The following is a 14,345-nucleotide window of genomic DNA, read 5'->3' as shown; positions in this document are numbered from 1 at the left end:
CCCGTATTTCTATCGTCATGACCGCCACCGACCGTTTCGCCGCGCTAGAGAAGAACGCCGCCAACTATTCGGCGCTATCGCCGACCAGTTTCCTGGCCTGGTCCGGCGAGGTCTATCCCGACCGGGTCGCGCTCGTGCACGGCGATCTCCGCCAGACCTGGGGCGAAACCTACCGCCGCTGCCGGCAGCTGGCCAGCGCGCTGGAAAAACGTGGGCTGGGTGTGGGCGATACCGTCGCCATCATGGCGCCCAACATCCCGCCGACCTACGAGATGCATTTCGCCCCGGCAATGATCGGTGCGGTGCTCAACGCGCTGAACGTGCGCCTGGATGCCGATACGCTGGCCTTCATGCTCGATTTCGGCGGGGCAAGGATGGTGATGGTCGACCGGGCCTTCGTGCCGGTCATGAAAAAAGCCATCGCCCAGATGGATAACCCACCCGTCGTGATCGATATCGACGATCCGGAATACGACGGCGACGAAGGCCCGATGGGCGAGACCGACTACGAGTCGCTCGTCGCCGAGGGCGATGCGGATTTCGCCTGGCGGCTGCCGGCCGACGAATGGGACGCGATTTCGCTGAACTTCACCTCGGGCACCACCGGCAACCCCAAAGGCGTGGTCTATCACCATCGCGGCGCCTATATAAACGCCATGACCAATGCCATGGCCTGGGACATGCCCACGCATGCGATCTATCTGTGGACGCTGCCGATGTTCCATTGCAACGGCTGGTGTTTTGCCTGGACACTGGCGGCCAAGGCCGGGACTAACGTGTGTCTGCGCCAGGTTGCCGCCGAGCCCATCCTAGAAGCGATCAAGACACATCGTGTCACGCATTACTGCGGCGCGCCGATCGTGCATTCCATGCTGATCAACGCCGACGAGCAGCAGCTGGCCGGCATCGATCACACCGTCCACGGGCTGGTGGCCGGGGCCGCGCCGCCGGCCGCCATGATCGAAGGCATGGAGCGCATCGGCTTTTCTCTGACCCATGTCTACGGCCTGACCGAAACCTACGGGCCGGCGGCGCTGTGTGCCAAGCACGAGTCGTGGGCCGAGCTGAGCCTCGACGAGCGGGTGGCAAAAAACGCGCGCCAGGGCGTGCGCTACCCGACCCAGTCAGCGCTCACCGTGATCGACCGCGAGACCGGCGCTGAAGTCCCGCGCGACGGCCAGACCATGGGCGAGCTGGTGTTCGCCGGCAATATCGTCATGAAGGGGTACCTGGACAACCCCGAGGCCACGGCCGAAGCGTTTGCCGATGGCTGGTATCACACCGGCGATCTCGGCATGATCGAAGCCGACGGCTATATCCGTATCGCCGATCGGGCCAAGGACGTGATCATCTCAGGCGGCGAGAACATCTCCTCGCTGGAGATCGAGAGCGTGCTCTCGCGGCACCCGGCGATCGCCTCATCGGCCGTGGTCGCACGCCCCGACGAAAAATGGGGCGAAACTCCCTGTGCGTTCGTCCAGCTGCGCGAAGGCGCCGAGGCCACCGAAGACGAGATCATCGCCTACTGTCGCGAGCGTCTGGCGCACTTCAAATGCCCGAAGACAGTGGTCTTCGAGCCACTGCCGACTACCTCCACCGGCAAGATCCAGAAATACGAGCTGCGCAAGCGCGCCGACGAACTGGAATAGCCCGACGGCATCGTCTGGCAACGGGGCGGGCGGCGATTCGCGACTGAAAACCGGGCCGGCGCCTGGCAACGTTCGCCGGCCCGTGACGGCCTACAGGCGGGCCAGCAGCTCGGCCTTCTTGGCGTCGAATTCTTCGATGCTGAGCAGCCCGCGTTCCTTGAGCTCGCCCAGCCGTTCGATGGCCGCGAAGATCGCCTCGTCGCCGGAACGCCGAGCATCGCCCGGTTCGCTGGTCGGCTCGGCGGGCCGTTCGGTCGCACCGGACGGGCCGGCGCTCGCGACGCCGACCTGCGGCAGCTCGGCCAGATTCAGCGGGCCGTATTGGGTCGTCAATGTAAAGCGGCCCTGGCCGTCGCTTTGCTGCTGGGCGGCACCGGTCACGCGGTACTCGCCGGTATCGAACAGCCGTAGCCCCTGTTCGTCTTCCACGGCCAGACGGCAGGTCTGGCTGAACCAGGCATAGTGCAGCCCGTTCTGGCTGCCGGTGACGCTCGGCGTACCCAGATCGGCCGGCCAGTGGCGATCGCCGGCTGCGGCCACGCCGCGTTCGCCGGTGTACGCCGGCACCCCGGATCGCTGTGACTGATACTGGTGCTGGCCGGCACGGGCCGCTGGTGCAATGGTGGCCGCGCGCAGCCACGGCTCGCGGGCCAGCAGGGCGGCGACATCGTTGCAGGCCGCATCGACCTGCGCCTTGAGCGCATGGTTGCCGCTGTCGGTGAGCATGAGCATGCCGCCGGTCATCCACATCGCCGGGCCGCCGAACTCGGGGTGGTCGAATTCCGCCATGCGCCCCTGGCCTTCGGCGACGGCGGCCAGCAGCCGCGTGATCGCGTCTTCGCTGAAGCCGTGGCGTTGGGCCAGGGTTTCGATATGAGGCTGTGCCTCGGCAGGAAGTCTGCTCATCAACGATCGTCCTGGCGCAGCGCCGGCAGGGGAGGGATAAGCAGTTTAGAGCAGCCCGCGGGCCGGGGGCGTCCGTGGTTCCACGGATGCCCCGCCACCGGGTTACACGCCGCCGTCGACGTCCAGAAACGCGCCGGTCGTGAACCGTGCTTCGGCCAGGTAGATGATCGCCTCGGCGATATCCTCGGGCTCGCCCACGCGGCCCAGCGGGATCGCGCTCTTGGCCTGTTCGGGCTTGTCCGGCAGGCCGCCGCTGGCATGGATCTCGGTGTTCACCACGCCCGGGCGTACCGCGTTGACGCGGATGTTCTCGCCGGCGAGCTCGTGGGCCAGGCCTTCCGTCAGGGTATCGATCGCGCCCTTCGAGGCGCCGTAGTCGATATAGGTCCCTGCGCCGCCTTTGCCGGCGGCATGGCTGGCCGCCGACGAGACGTTGACGATCACCCCGCCGGAGCCGCCGTGCTCGGTGCCCATCCGGCGAATCGCCTCGCGTGCACAGATGAACGGGCCGACGACGTTCACGCTCATCATCTTCGCGACACGTTCGGCGCTCATGTCGGCTACTTTCGAGGGCTGATCGACGATGCCGGCGTTGTTGACCAGGGCCGTCACCCGGCCCAGGGTGTCGTCGATGGTGGTGAACATGTTCACCACCTGGGCCTCGTCGGCGACGTCGGCCTGCACCGCGATCGCGCGGCCGCCGTCGGCCTCGATGGCCGCGACCACCTGCTCGGCGGCTTCGCGGTTGCTGCGGTAGTTCACGGCGACTGCATAGCCGTATTTGGCGGCCATCAGACAGGTCGCGGCGCCGATCCCCCGGCTGCCGCCGGTCACGAGCATGATCTTGTCCATGGAATATCCTGGTTGGGGGTCGATAGGCACAGCCTAGACAAGGCACGCCCCTGCACGCCAGCGCAGGCTGCGTGTCAGGTGCGCAGGAACATCAGCCCCGTCATGATCGTGCCGATGACCACGATGCCGATGCGGTGCCAGCCGGGGGCGATGCGATAGCCGAACGCCGCGCCCATCCACCCGCCGAGCATCGCACCGGCCGCCATCAGCACGGCCAGCGGCCAGTGGATCAGTCCGAACAGCGCATAGACCGTGACCGAAATCGTGGTCAGCGTGGCCGACATCACCGCTTTCATCGCCACGGAGGTCAACAGCCGGGTCTGGCCGAGCAGGCCCAGCAAGGCGATGACGATGATGCCGACGCCGCCGTTGAAATAGCCGCCGTAGGTACAGGCTGCATACAGCGCCACGGCGGCGACGGGCGTGCTCGCCTGTCGCTGTGCCATGGCCTGTTTGATATGAGGCGCGGCCGCGAAGATCAGCGTGGCCAGACCCATCAGCCACGGCACGACCGCCGAGAACGCGCGATCCCCGGTGATCAACAGCAACGTGGCGCCGCTGATGCCGCCGGCGGCGGCGATTGCCACCATGGCCGGCAGCGACAGGGCGGCCGGCGGCGCCACATCGCCACGGAAGCGGAACAGCGTAGTGGCATAGCCGGGCAGCACCGCCGTAGCGCTGGTGGCATTGGCCACGGTGGGCGGCAAGCCATGAAACAGCAGCGCAGGCAGCGTGATGAAGCTGCCGCCCCCGGCCAATGCGTTGATCGCACCGGCCGCGAGAGCGGCGGCGAAGAGCAGGACCAGATCCAAGAGCGTGTCCGTGACGCGAAAGCGCAGACTCTAACGCATGTCGCGTGCCGGTCGGGGCCGGCGCCGGGGGCTCAGGGGCGTTCGTCGCCGCGCGTCATGCGCGCGATCATCGGTTGTTTCCAGGCGTAGGTATGCACGAACGCCATGACGACATGGCCGGCGATGAGCGCGATCAGCACCCAGCCGAGAAACCCGTGCCACTGGTTGCCGAGTTCGCTCATCCACTCGATCTTGCGGTCCATGCCGGAAAAGATCTCCACGCCGAGCGCGGAAAACGGCTTAATACCGCCGTAGGCACGGATGATGGCGATCACCGGCACTGCGATCAGCAACGCATACATCGCCACATGGCCGACCACCGCCGCCCGCGCGACGGCGCCGTCGTGGGCCGGCCGGCGCGACAGATTGATCAGGCCCCACAGCCCGCGCAGGATCGCCAGCGCCAGGATCAGCACCCCGTTGGAAAAATGAAAGCCGAAAAAGAAATCGGCAATCGGGGTGTCGTCCAGTGCATAGTGCAGCGCGGCCGAAATGATCTGCCAGAGCAGCAACAGCGCCATGGCCCAGTGGAAGGCTCGGCTGATCAGGCCGTAGCCATACGCGTGATCCATCATTCGAGTACTCATCGGTTGCCCGGGTCTGCGCATTAAGGCTCTCGATATTATCCGAGCTCGGCGCCGGTTTCAGCGCACAATGCATTGAATTCGCGAATATTATCGGTCGCGTCTACAAGGCGGCTGGCGGCGTGCTTGAATTATCGGTTCGAGACAGGCAGGTAATACGTTTTACCGAATCATTGGATCGCCATGCCCAGTCTGTTCGACGGAGCCAGCGCCCGTATCGAGGCCGCGCTCGCCCATATCGAGATCTCTGACGATATTGCCCAGCAGCTCGCCCAGCCCGATACCGCACTGAAGGTGTCGGTACCGTTGCGCCACGACGACGGCGCGATGAAGCTCTACCCCGGCTATCGCGTGCGCTACGACACCACGCTGGGCCCGGCCAAGGGCGGCATCCGCTTCCATCCGGACGTGAATGCCGACGAGGTGTCGACCCTGGCGTTCTGGATGACGATGAAATGCGCCGTGCTCGGTCTGCCGTTCGGCGGCGGCAAGGGCGGAATCGCGATCGACCCGAAGCAGCTCTCACCCGCCGAGCTGGAACGGCTGTCGCGTGCCTATATCGACAAGGTCGCCGATTTCATCGGCCCGGACAGCGATATCCCCGCGCCGGACGTGAACACCAACCCGCGGGTGATGGGCTGGATGATGGACCAGTACCGGATCATCAACCGCGCCGAGGTACGCGACGTGATCACCGGCAAGCCGGTCGAGATGGGCGGCTCGGCCGGACGTACCACTGCCACCGGCGACGGGGCGTTCCATACCCTGACGACCCTGATGAAACGCTGGGAGCGCGAGCCCGACGGCACGACCGTGGCCGTCCAGGGCTTTGGCAATGCCGGCGCCCGGTTCGCCCGGCTGTGTGCCGAGGCCGGCTATACCGTGGTGGCGGTGAGCGATTCGGGCGGCGGCATCTACAACGCCGACGGTCTGGATCTGGACGCCATCGCCAAGGCCAAGGAGACCGATGGCTCGGTCAGCGCCGCCGACGGCCAGACGCTGTCCAACGACGAGATCGTCGAACTCGAAGTCGATATTCTCGCGCCGGCTGCGCTCGAGAACGTGATCACCGCCGACAACGCCGACCGGGTGCGTGCCGGGGTGATTGTCGAGATCGCCAACGGGCCCGTGGCCAGCGAAGCCGACCGCACGCTCGAAGACAACGGCGTGCAGGTCGTGCCGGATATTCTGGCCAATGCCGGCGGCGTGACCGTGAGTTATTTCGAGTGGGTCCAGAACCGCCAGGCCTGGTACTGGGCGGCCGATACCGTTGCCGAGCGTCTGCAATCGCGCATGGTCGAAGCCACCGAGGCCGTCGCCGAACGCGCCGAGACGCTGGAGGTCGGCTATCGCACGGCGGCCTACGTGATCGCGCTGGAAAAACTCGAAGCAGCGGCCAAGGCCCGTGGCACCAGCGCCTTCTTCCGCACCGATAACGGCTGAATAAGAGCGCGCCGGCCGCGGCACGGTTCGCGGCCGGTGTCTTACGTCGTTCTACGACCTTTGGCCGGCTTGACCGCGCTGAGGGGCGATGCATAAATGAGGCGGGACGCGAAATTCGGTTTCAAAAAAAGCCGCCGCGCCCCGCCACAATAATCAGAGCATCGTATTCGCAGCTTGCGCGCGCCGATGCCGAGCGACGGGGAGGAGAACCCATGGACAGGAATCACGGGCCGCGGTTGGCGGCCGGACTGGTGTGTATGGCTGCGTTGCTGGCCGGTTGCAGCGACGGTGGCAGCGACGACCGAGTGAGTGTGGGCGACGACGCGCCGGCGCAGCCGGACCAACCGGCTCGGGTGCAGGACACGCGCATGTTCGCAGTCGACGAGGATGAGCTTGCCTTCGAAGCACTCGACGGCCTGCCCACCGAGCGCTATACGGGCGTGCTCGACGGTGCCGGCTACCGGATCGAGGTGCCGGAGAACTGGAACGGACTGCTGGTGATGTATGCCCACGGCTATCGCGGCGAAGGGCCCAAGCTGACCGTCGACAGCCCGCCGATACGCCAGTACCTGGTCAGCCAGGGCTATGCCTGGGCGGCGTCGAGTTATTCCACCAACTATTACGACGTCCGCACCGGCGTGGAAGACACCAACAATCTGGCGCTGAACTTCGCCGATATCACCGGCCAGATGGCGCCGACCAAGACCTACATCATGGGCGTTTCGATGGGCGGACATGTCACGGCCGCTGCGATCGAGGCCGAAACCGCGGCCAACGCCAACCACAAGGTCAGCTACGCCGCAGCCATGCCGGCCTGTGGCGTGGTCGGCGGGGGCGACACCGAGTTCAACTATCTGCTGAACTTCACGTTTGCCGCCCAGCACGTGGCCGATATGGGCCCGACGATGTTTCCGAATACCGATTTCGACCAGCAGGCCATCGATGCCGTGCTCTGGGAGACGGTGCCCTCGTTCACCGAGCAGGGCGTGCCGACCGAGCAGGGCCTGGAGCTCGAGGATATCGTGCGCCAGCTGTCTGGCGGCGATCGCCCGGTCTTCGAGCAGGGCTTTCGCGGCGGCTACTACAACGTGGTCATGGGTACCGGCGGTCGCGACGGCACCATCAACGGCATTCTCGCCCGCGATTTCACCAGCAATACCGGCTTTACCTACCAGTTCGATGCCGACGACGACCTGAGCGACGCCGAGCAGATGTTCAACGACTCGATCCTGCGCGTGATGGCCGACGCCGATGCCAACCCGCTGCAGCCGGATGGCCTGCGCTGGCTGCCCAACGTCAACGGCCAGTTCAGCGTACCGGTGGTATCACTGCACGGGCTGGGCGATCTGTACGTGCCGTTTTCCAACGAGCAGGTCTATCGTCGGCGCGCCGAGGCCAACGGCAACGGTGATCTGCTGGTGCAGCGGGCGATCCGGTCCGCGCCGCACTGCGACTTCACTGGCACCGAACTGGTCAGCGGCTTCCAGGCGATGATCGACTGGGAGCAGAACGGCACCAAGCCGGCTGGCGACGACGTGCTCGATGCCGACACGGTCGCCGACGAGAACTACGGCTGCCAGTTCACCAGCGAGACACGCGACGGCGTAGCGGCCTGCCCGACGGATTGATAGTCGGGCGTTGACGAACAAGGCCGGAATCCAGCGATTCCGGCCTTTTTTGTGGGCGCGGTCAGGCGGGGCGGTTTGTTCTGGGCCGGTTGAGCAGCGCCTGAGCCTCGAGTGCGGGTGCATGGGCATGGTCGATCCAAGACTCTTGGGTTCGAGCCGCGCGTGTTCTGGCGCTCACGAGTTCGACGGCGCTGTCGTCGCGCGCTGCCGCGTTTCGGTCGGCTTACGCCTTTGGCTAAGCCGACCTACGAGAATAAATCAGAAGCGATCTTTAGCGCGCCCGCCCGCGAGTTTGTCTGTATTCAATCCCTTGGGCGTAGCGCAGGGCATCGGCGCGGAGCGCCGACGCAAGGCAGGGTGTCGTTTGCTTTGGTGACTTACCTGGACAAGCAAATGAAAGTTACTCGCACAACAGTGCGAAACCCCAAGTGAGAATTCGCCTGCGTGGTCGATTCAAGACGCTGGGTTTAAGCCACCCGTCTTACGGCGCTCACGAGCTTAGCCAAGCTCTTGTTTCGCGCTGCAGCGCGAGCTACTTCTCTTTGCTTGTCCAAAGAGAAGTAACGAAGAGAAACGACCCCCGGGTTGCGCGCCGACGCGAAACGCGCCGGGGCACTGCGATGCTCGCCCCCAAGGGATGCGGCCAGAACTCGCGTCGCTTTGGCGACGCTCAAACAGGCTGGCCGCACCGGCGCAGTGCGCCGGACACCCTCGGGCGCTGTGCGTCTCGTCGCTCCACACGGGGGCCGAATACAGGCGCTCCACCATTAGGCGGAAGGTCGGATCACGGTGCAAGACACCTGATCCGACCTGGGTCACTGTTCGGGCTCCGGCTTGTCTGGAGCGGAATTCGTGTCGGATTACGCTGCGCTAATCCGACCTACACGGCTTCAGCGGCCGCCCGCGAGCTTGTCTGTATTCAGTCCCTTGGGCGTAGCGCCGAGCAGCGGAGGCCGAAAGAGGATCCAGACAGCCGTGTGTCTGAGTGCCGCCCAGCGGCGCGAGTTTCGCGGCTGTCCCTCTTTCGGCCGGAGCCGCGCAGGGCATCGATGCGCAGCATCGACGCAAGACAGGGTGTCGTTTGCTTTGGTGACTTTCATTTGGACAAGCAAATGAAAGTTACTCGCACAACAGTGCGAAACCCCAAGTCGAAGTTCGTCTGCGTGGTCGTTTCAGGACAATGGGTTTAAGCCACCCGTCTTCCGGCACTCACGAGTTCGACGGCACGCTTGTTTCGCGCTGCCGCGCGACTCCCTTTCGTTTGCTTGTCCAAACGAAAGGAAGCAAAGGAAACGACACCCGGGTTGCGCGCCGACGCGAAACGCGCCGGTGCACTGCGATGCTCGCCCCAAGGGATGCGGCCAGAACTCGCGTCGCTTTGGCGACGCTCAGACAGGCTGGCCGCACCGAGGCCGTGCCTCGGACACCCTTGGGCGCTGTGCTTCTCGTCGCTCCACACGGGGCCAATACAGACGCTCCGCCAGGATCCGACCTGGGTCACTGTTCGGGCTCCGGCTTGTCTGGAGCGGAATTCGTGTCGGATTACGCTGCGCTAATCCGACCTACACGGCTTCAGCGGCCGCCCGCGAGCGTGCCTGTATTCCCCCCCCTTGGGCGTAGCGCCGAGCAGCGGAGCACGGCCGGGGATGAAGCAGCCGGGTGTCTGAGTCGCGCGTACCGTGTTCAGGTTCTCACGCCGCCGCTACTTGTTCTTGCTGCTCATCAGGCTGGCGACCGTGGTCACGATCAGGATGCCGATGATTACCGACAGCGACAGCCAGATCGGAATCTCGGGCACGAGATGCACTTCCTGGCCGCCGTTGATGAAGGGCAGTTCGTTGGTGTGCAGCGCATGGATCATCAGCTTGATGCCGATGAAACCGAGAATGACCGCCAGCCCGAACGAGAGGTAGACCAGCCGGTCGAGCAGCCCGCCGAGCAGGAAATAGAGCTGGATCAGGCCGAGCAGGGCGAAAGCATTCGCCGTGAACACGATATAGGGCTCCTTGGTGAGCCCGTAGATCGCCGGGATCGAGTCCAGCGCGAACAGGATATCGGTGGCGCCGATGGCGATCATCACGATCAGCATGGGCGTGATCAGGCGCTTGCCGTTCTGCACGGTGGTCAGCCGGGTGCCGTCGTAGTCTTCGGTCGCCGGCAGGTATTTCTGGGCCAGACGCACCATGATGTTGGGCTCGTACTCTTCGTCCTCGTCGTGCTTGGTACGGGCCAGGCTCCACGCCGTGTACAGCAGGAAGATGCCGAAGATATAGAACACCCAGGAGAAGTTCTCGATCGCCGCCGCGCCGAGAGCGATGAAGATCGTACGCAGGATGAGCGCGATCACCACGCCCACCAGCAGCACTTTCTGCTGGTATTCGGCCGGCACGTTGAACGAGCCCATGATGATCACGAACACGAACAGGTTGTCGACCGACAGGCTCTTTTCGGTGATATAGCCGGCAAAGTATTCGATGCCGTGGTCGTGGCCCCAGACCATCCACAGGCCGATGCCGAAGATGATGGCCAGTACCACATAGAAGATCGACCAGCCGCCCGCTTCCTTGAGCGACGGCGCGTGCGGCGTACGCACATGGGCGAAGAAATCGAAGATCAGCAACGCCAGAATGCCGGCGATCGTTGCGCCCCAGACCCAGACAGGTACATCCATCGTTCGTCTCTCTTGCGTAATGCGTACGGGCCGACTCGATACGGACCCAGGCCGGGCCATCCTACGGCCGGTCCCGTCAAATGCCTGTTAAGGCTGGCTTTACCACCGATCGCAAAAGAGGCCCTGCGATGAGCCGGCTCGCCCTCGGTGCTATCGTACGCGCATCGATACCGGGGGATTTTCATATGCTGCCATGGGCCCGCAGGGAAGCCGGCGAATCACCGTACTGGGGCGCCGGACCCTTCAAGATCCGTCTGCCGTTCTATCACTATCGTTTCGAATGGCCGGATTATCTTCAGGGCCTGTTGATGTGCGCGGTCGATCTGGCCGCGATCCCGCTGATGACCGACCTGCTGGGCATGCCGTTCGAGGCCGCTCTGGCCGTGGTGATGCTCAACGGCCTGTTCTATCTGACGCATCACCTGCTCGGCGATCCCGTGGTGCCGGGCTGGATCACGCCCGCCATTCCGCTGCTCATTGCCTACTGCGAAGGCTTTCCCGAGGGCGTGGACCGCGTGCATGCGCTGATCGCCTTTCAGTTCATGCTCGGTACGCTGTCGATCGCCCTCGGCGTGACGGGCCTGGCCAAGCACGTGGTGCGTTTCGTGCCGCCCGCGCTCAAGGCGGGCATCATCATGGGTGCGGGCCTGGCCGCGGTGAACAGCGTGTTCTCCGACGGCGGGCGTTTCTGGACGTTTCCGTTCACGATCTCGATCGCCGTCGGGCTGGCTTTCCTGCTGATCTTTTCGCAGGGCTTCAACGCGCTCAAGCAGCGCAACGCGGTGATGGGGCTGATCGGCAAGCTGGGCATCTTCCCGATCATCGCGCTGGCGATCGTGCTCGCGCCGCTGTTCGGCGAAGCGCCCTGGCCGAACGTGGAATGGGGCTTCTCCAAGCCGGACTTCGTCACCCTCTGGACGCAGTACACGGTGTTCGGTGTCGGCCTGCCGCCGGCCTGGTTCTTCATCCAGGCGCTGCCGATGGTGGCCGCGACCTATATCGTGCTGTTCGGCGACGTGCTCCAGTCCAAGGCCCTGCTCGACGAAGCCGACGGCGCGCGTCCGGACGAGGATATCGACTACAGCCCGGACCGGGCTCATATGATCTTCGGCGCGCGTAACGCCAGCATGAGCATTCTCGGGCCGGACGTGGCCATGTGCGGCCCGCTGTGGGCGGCCATGCACGTGGTGATCGTCGAGCGCTACAAGGAAGGCCGCCGCGCGATGGATTCGATCTTCGGCGGCTCCGGCTCGTTTCGCTGGGGCACCAACACCGGCCTGCTGCTGTTGCCGATCGTGTCGGTGATCCAGCCGATTCTGGGCGTGGCCCTGGCCCTGACGTTGCTGATCCAGGGCTATGTGAGCGTGCGTATCGGCATCATGGAAGCGCGCAGCCAGCGCGATCTGGGCATCGCGGGCGTGACCGCCGGCGTGCTGGTCACCCAGGGCGCGGCCTGGGCATTCGGTATTGGCATCGGTCTGTGCCTGCTCATCTACGGCAAGCGCTTCTTCGCCGGCGAGGTCGACGAAACCTTCGTCAAGGATCGCGCGGACGACGACGAGCCGGGCCGCCGATGAGCGGGCGTGCCGGCTGCGCGGCCGACTCCGGCTGTTTAGAATGCGCGCCCGCCCGCCGCTTCCGGAGCCTGTCATGACCGCTCGCACCGCCGCCTCGCCGATCGCCAGCCTCTGTGTCTACTGCGGGTCACGCGCAGGGGCGCGGCCGGAATATATCGACGCCGCGGGCGCGCTGGGCACGGCTCTGGCCGACCACGGGATCCGCCTTGTCTATGGCGGGGCCCGGGTCGGTCTGATGGGTGCGGTGGCCGATGCCGCCCTGGCCGCCGGCGGGGCGGTCTATGGCGTGATCCCGCGCTCGATGACCGAACGCGAACTGGCCCACAACGGGCTGACCGAGCTGCATATCGTCGAGACCATGCACCAGCGCAAGCTGGCGATGATCGAAGCCGCAGACGGCTTCATCGCGCTGCCGGGCGGTTTCGGCACCCTCGAGGAGCTGTTCGAGGTGCTGACCTGGCACCAGCTCGGCTGGCACGACAAGCCCTGCGGCCTGCTCGACGTAGCCGGGTTCTACGAACCGCTGGCCGCCTGTATCGGCCATATGCAGACCGAGGGCTTCGTCGGCGCCGCCCACGCCGAACGTATCCACCGGGCGCGCGATGCGCATCGATTGCTCACGATGATGGGAGTGGGCGACGATAGCATCCAAGAACGACCGAACCAGCAAGGGAGAAACCGATGAGCCCCAGCCAGGACAGCGTGTCCTCCAATCAGCAGGACGCGCATGCGACCAGCACCGCCGGCCGCATTGGCCTGTTCCTGGGCCCGTTGTGGCTTATCGCCACGCTGGTGATCCCGGCGCCGGCCGGCATGGAAGGCGCGGCCTGGCACTGTGCCGGGCTGGCGTTGTTCATGGCCACGTGGTGGGCGACCGAGGCCATTCCCATCCCGGCGACTTCGCTGCTGCCGCTGGCGGTCGGCCCGGCCATCGGCGTGGGTGAATTTCAGGATCTCGCCCACGGCTATGCCGACGACATCATCTTCCTGTTTCTGGGTGGTTTTCTGATCGGTCTGGCGATGCAGCGCTGGAATTTGCACCGGCGGATCGCACTGACCACGCTGCTGGCGGTGGGCACCCGCCCGGCCCGCCAGATCGCCGGATTCATGATCGCGACCGGCTTTATCAGCATGTGGGTGTCCAATACCGCCACCGCGATCATGATGCTGCCGATCGGCATGTCGGTGGTCAGCCTCATGGCCGACGACCCCGACGGCGAGCAGGCGCCCGAGGTCGAGCGTTATGCCACGCGCCTGCTGCTGGCGATTGCCTATTCGGCATCGATCGGTGGCGTGGCCACGCTCATCGGCACGCCGCCCAATGCGCTGCTGGCCGGCTATCTGTCGTCGGATCAGAACATCAATATCGGCTTCGCCCAGTGGATGGTGGTGGGCATTCCGGTTTCCATCGCGATGATGGCCGCGGCGTGGCTGTGGCTGGTCCGCGGCGGTTTCAATCTGGATACCGGCAAGGCCGGTCGCGACATGCTCACCGACGAGCTCAAGAAGCTCGGCCCGCTGACCAGCGCCGAAAAACGCGTCGGCTTCATGTTTCTGCTGGCGGCCGCCCTGTGGATCAGCCGGCCGCTGCTTACCGACGCCGGCGTGTCCTGGCTGTCGGACTCGATGATCGCCATGGCCATCGGCGTGGCCCTGTTCGTGATCCCGGCCAGTGACGGCAAGGGCTCGCGCTTGATGAGCTGGGAGAACGAGGCCAACGTGCCGTGGGGCGTGCTGCTGCTGTTCGGCGGCGGCCTGGCCCTGGCCGGGGCGATCAAGGACACCGGCCTGGCCGAGTGGATCGCCACCCAGATGGAGATCTTCGGCGTGCTGCCGGCGATCCTGCTGGTCGGCGCGGTGGTGCTGGTGATCATCTCGCTGACCGAGGTGTCGTCGAACACGGCGACCGCAGCGGTGTTCATGCCGCTACTGGGCGCGCTTGCCGTGTCGGTGGATATCGACGTCCTGCTGCTGACCGTACCGGCGGCGATCGCAGCCAGCTGTGCGTTCATGATGCCGGTGGCCACGCCGCCCAACGCGATCGTGTTCGCCACCGGGCGCATGAAGATCCAGTCCATGATCCGGGCCGGGCTGGCCCTGAACGTGACCTGCGTGATCCTCGCCACGCTGATCCCGTACTTCCTGATCAACTGGTTCTGGGCGGCCGGCTGAGCCGCCCAGGCT

11 protein-coding genes are annotated in these 14,345 nt (G+C 65.3%); 6 read left to right on the top strand and 5 right to left on the bottom strand.

Annotation, left to right across the window (positions count from 1 at the left end; all coding sequences use genetic code 11):
• Positions 1–17: 17 nt before the first annotated feature.
• The gene (locus T31B1_RS01725) at positions 18–1,649 is read left to right on the top strand and encodes an acyl-CoA synthetase (protein WP_353247731.1); all 1,632 of its coding nucleotides are present in this window, start codon (positions 18–20) and stop codon (positions 1,647–1,649) included.
• 90 nt (positions 1,650–1,739) lie between these two features.
• Here the strand turns inward: T31B1_RS01725 and T31B1_RS01720 are convergent, their stop codons facing one another.
• The 4 genes from T31B1_RS01720 to T31B1_RS01705 form a co-directional block, all read right to left on the bottom strand.
• On the bottom strand, positions 1,740–2,555 hold the full coding sequence (locus tag T31B1_RS01720) for an SHOCT domain-containing protein (protein WP_353247730.1): 816 nt from the start codon (positions 2,553–2,555) through the stop codon (positions 1,740–1,742).
• Positions 2,556–2,657: 102 nt separating this feature from the next.
• A complete protein-coding gene (locus T31B1_RS01715) occupies positions 2,658–3,407 on the bottom strand; it encodes an SDR family oxidoreductase (protein WP_353247729.1) in 750 nt (249 codons plus the stop codon).
• A gap of 74 nt (positions 3,408–3,481) precedes the next feature.
• Positions 3,482–4,219 carry a sulfite exporter TauE/SafE family protein gene (locus T31B1_RS01710; RefSeq protein WP_353247728.1) on the bottom strand — a complete coding sequence of 246 codons (738 nt, stop codon included), beginning with the start codon at positions 4,217–4,219 and terminating at the stop codon, positions 3,482–3,484.
• A gap of 71 nt (positions 4,220–4,290) precedes the next feature.
• Entirely contained in the window at positions 4,291–4,833 is a 543-nt protein-coding gene (locus tag T31B1_RS01705) for a cytochrome b (RefSeq protein WP_353247727.1), read from the bottom strand.
• Positions 4,834–5,025: 192 nt separating this feature from the next.
• Between T31B1_RS01705 and T31B1_RS01700 the strand changes: the two genes are divergently transcribed.
• Positions 5,026–6,285 carry a Glu/Leu/Phe/Val family dehydrogenase gene (locus tag T31B1_RS01700; RefSeq protein WP_353247726.1) on the top strand — a complete coding sequence of 420 codons (1,260 nt, stop codon included), beginning with the start codon at positions 5,026–5,028 and terminating at the stop codon, positions 6,283–6,285.
• A gap of 212 nt (positions 6,286–6,497) precedes the next feature.
• Positions 6,498–7,913: an alpha/beta hydrolase gene (locus T31B1_RS01695; protein WP_353247725.1), complete on the top strand. Its 1,416-nt coding sequence runs from the start codon at positions 6,498–6,500 to the stop codon at positions 7,911–7,913.
• A gap of 1,702 nt (positions 7,914–9,615) precedes the next feature.
• Here the strand turns inward: T31B1_RS01695 and T31B1_RS01690 are convergent.
• On the bottom strand, positions 9,616–10,584 hold the full coding sequence (locus T31B1_RS01690) for a TerC family protein (protein ID WP_353247724.1): 969 nt from the start codon (positions 10,582–10,584) through the stop codon (positions 9,616–9,618).
• A gap of 185 nt (positions 10,585–10,769) precedes the next feature.
• Here T31B1_RS01690 and T31B1_RS01685 point away from each other — a divergent pair, with 185 nt between their 5' ends.
• From T31B1_RS01685 to T31B1_RS01675, 3 genes are all read left to right on the top strand, one after another.
• Positions 10,770–12,161, top strand: a complete 1,392-nt coding sequence (locus T31B1_RS01685) for a hypothetical protein (RefSeq protein ID WP_353248723.1) — start codon at positions 10,770–10,772, stop codon at positions 12,159–12,161.
• A gap of 73 nt (positions 12,162–12,234) precedes the next feature.
• Positions 12,235–12,846, top strand: a complete 612-nt coding sequence (locus tag T31B1_RS01680; protein ID WP_353247723.1) for an LOG family protein — start codon at positions 12,235–12,237, stop codon at positions 12,844–12,846.
• The gene (locus T31B1_RS01675; RefSeq protein WP_353247722.1) at positions 12,843–14,333 is read left to right on the top strand and encodes an SLC13 family permease; all 1,491 of its coding nucleotides are present in this window, start codon (positions 12,843–12,845) and stop codon (positions 14,331–14,333) included. The genes T31B1_RS01680 and T31B1_RS01675 overlap by 4 nt, the downstream gene beginning before the upstream one ends.
• The last annotated feature ends 12 nt before the right edge of the window (positions 14,334–14,345 follow it).

Source organism: Salinisphaera sp. T31B1, assembly GCF_040361275.1.
Classification (GTDB): domain Bacteria; phylum Pseudomonadota; class Gammaproteobacteria; order Nevskiales; family Salinisphaeraceae; genus Salinisphaera.
Note: the sequence above shows the minus strand (reverse complement) of the source record. Positions and strands in the feature narration are given on the sequence as shown.

What these genes read in the sequence shown, in the direction of transcription:
- T31B1_RS01720 (WP_353247730.1), bottom strand. Translation starts at nt 2,555, where the DNA reads ATGAGCAGACTTCCTGCCGAGGCACAGCCTCATATCGAAACCCTGGCC.
- T31B1_RS01715 (WP_353247729.1), bottom strand. Translation starts at nt 3,407, where the DNA reads ATGGACAAGATCATGCTCGTGACCGGCGGCAGCCGGGGGATCGGCGCC.
- T31B1_RS01705 (WP_353247727.1), bottom strand. Translation starts at nt 4,833, where the DNA reads ATGATGGATCACGCGTATGGCTACGGCCTGATCAGCCGAGCCTTCCAC.
- T31B1_RS01690 (WP_353247724.1), bottom strand. Translation starts at nt 10,584, where the DNA reads ATGGATGTACCTGTCTGGGTCTGGGGCGCAACGATCGCCGGCATTCTG.
- T31B1_RS01700 (WP_353247726.1), top strand. Translation starts at nt 5,026, where the DNA reads ATGCCCAGTCTGTTCGACGGAGCCAGCGCCCGTATCGAGGCCGCGCTC.
- T31B1_RS01685 (WP_353248723.1), top strand. Translation starts at nt 10,770, where the DNA reads ATGCTGCCATGGGCCCGCAGGGAAGCCGGCGAATCACCGTACTGGGGC.
- T31B1_RS01725 (WP_353247731.1), top strand. Translation starts at nt 18, where the DNA reads ATGACCGCCACCGACCGTTTCGCCGCGCTAGAGAAGAACGCCGCCAAC.
- T31B1_RS01675 (WP_353247722.1), top strand. Translation starts at nt 12,843, where the DNA reads ATGAGCCCCAGCCAGGACAGCGTGTCCTCCAATCAGCAGGACGCGCAT.
- T31B1_RS01695 (WP_353247725.1), top strand. Translation starts at nt 6,498, where the DNA reads ATGGACAGGAATCACGGGCCGCGGTTGGCGGCCGGACTGGTGTGTATG.
- T31B1_RS01680 (WP_353247723.1), top strand. Translation starts at nt 12,235, where the DNA reads ATGACCGCTCGCACCGCCGCCTCGCCGATCGCCAGCCTCTGTGTCTAC.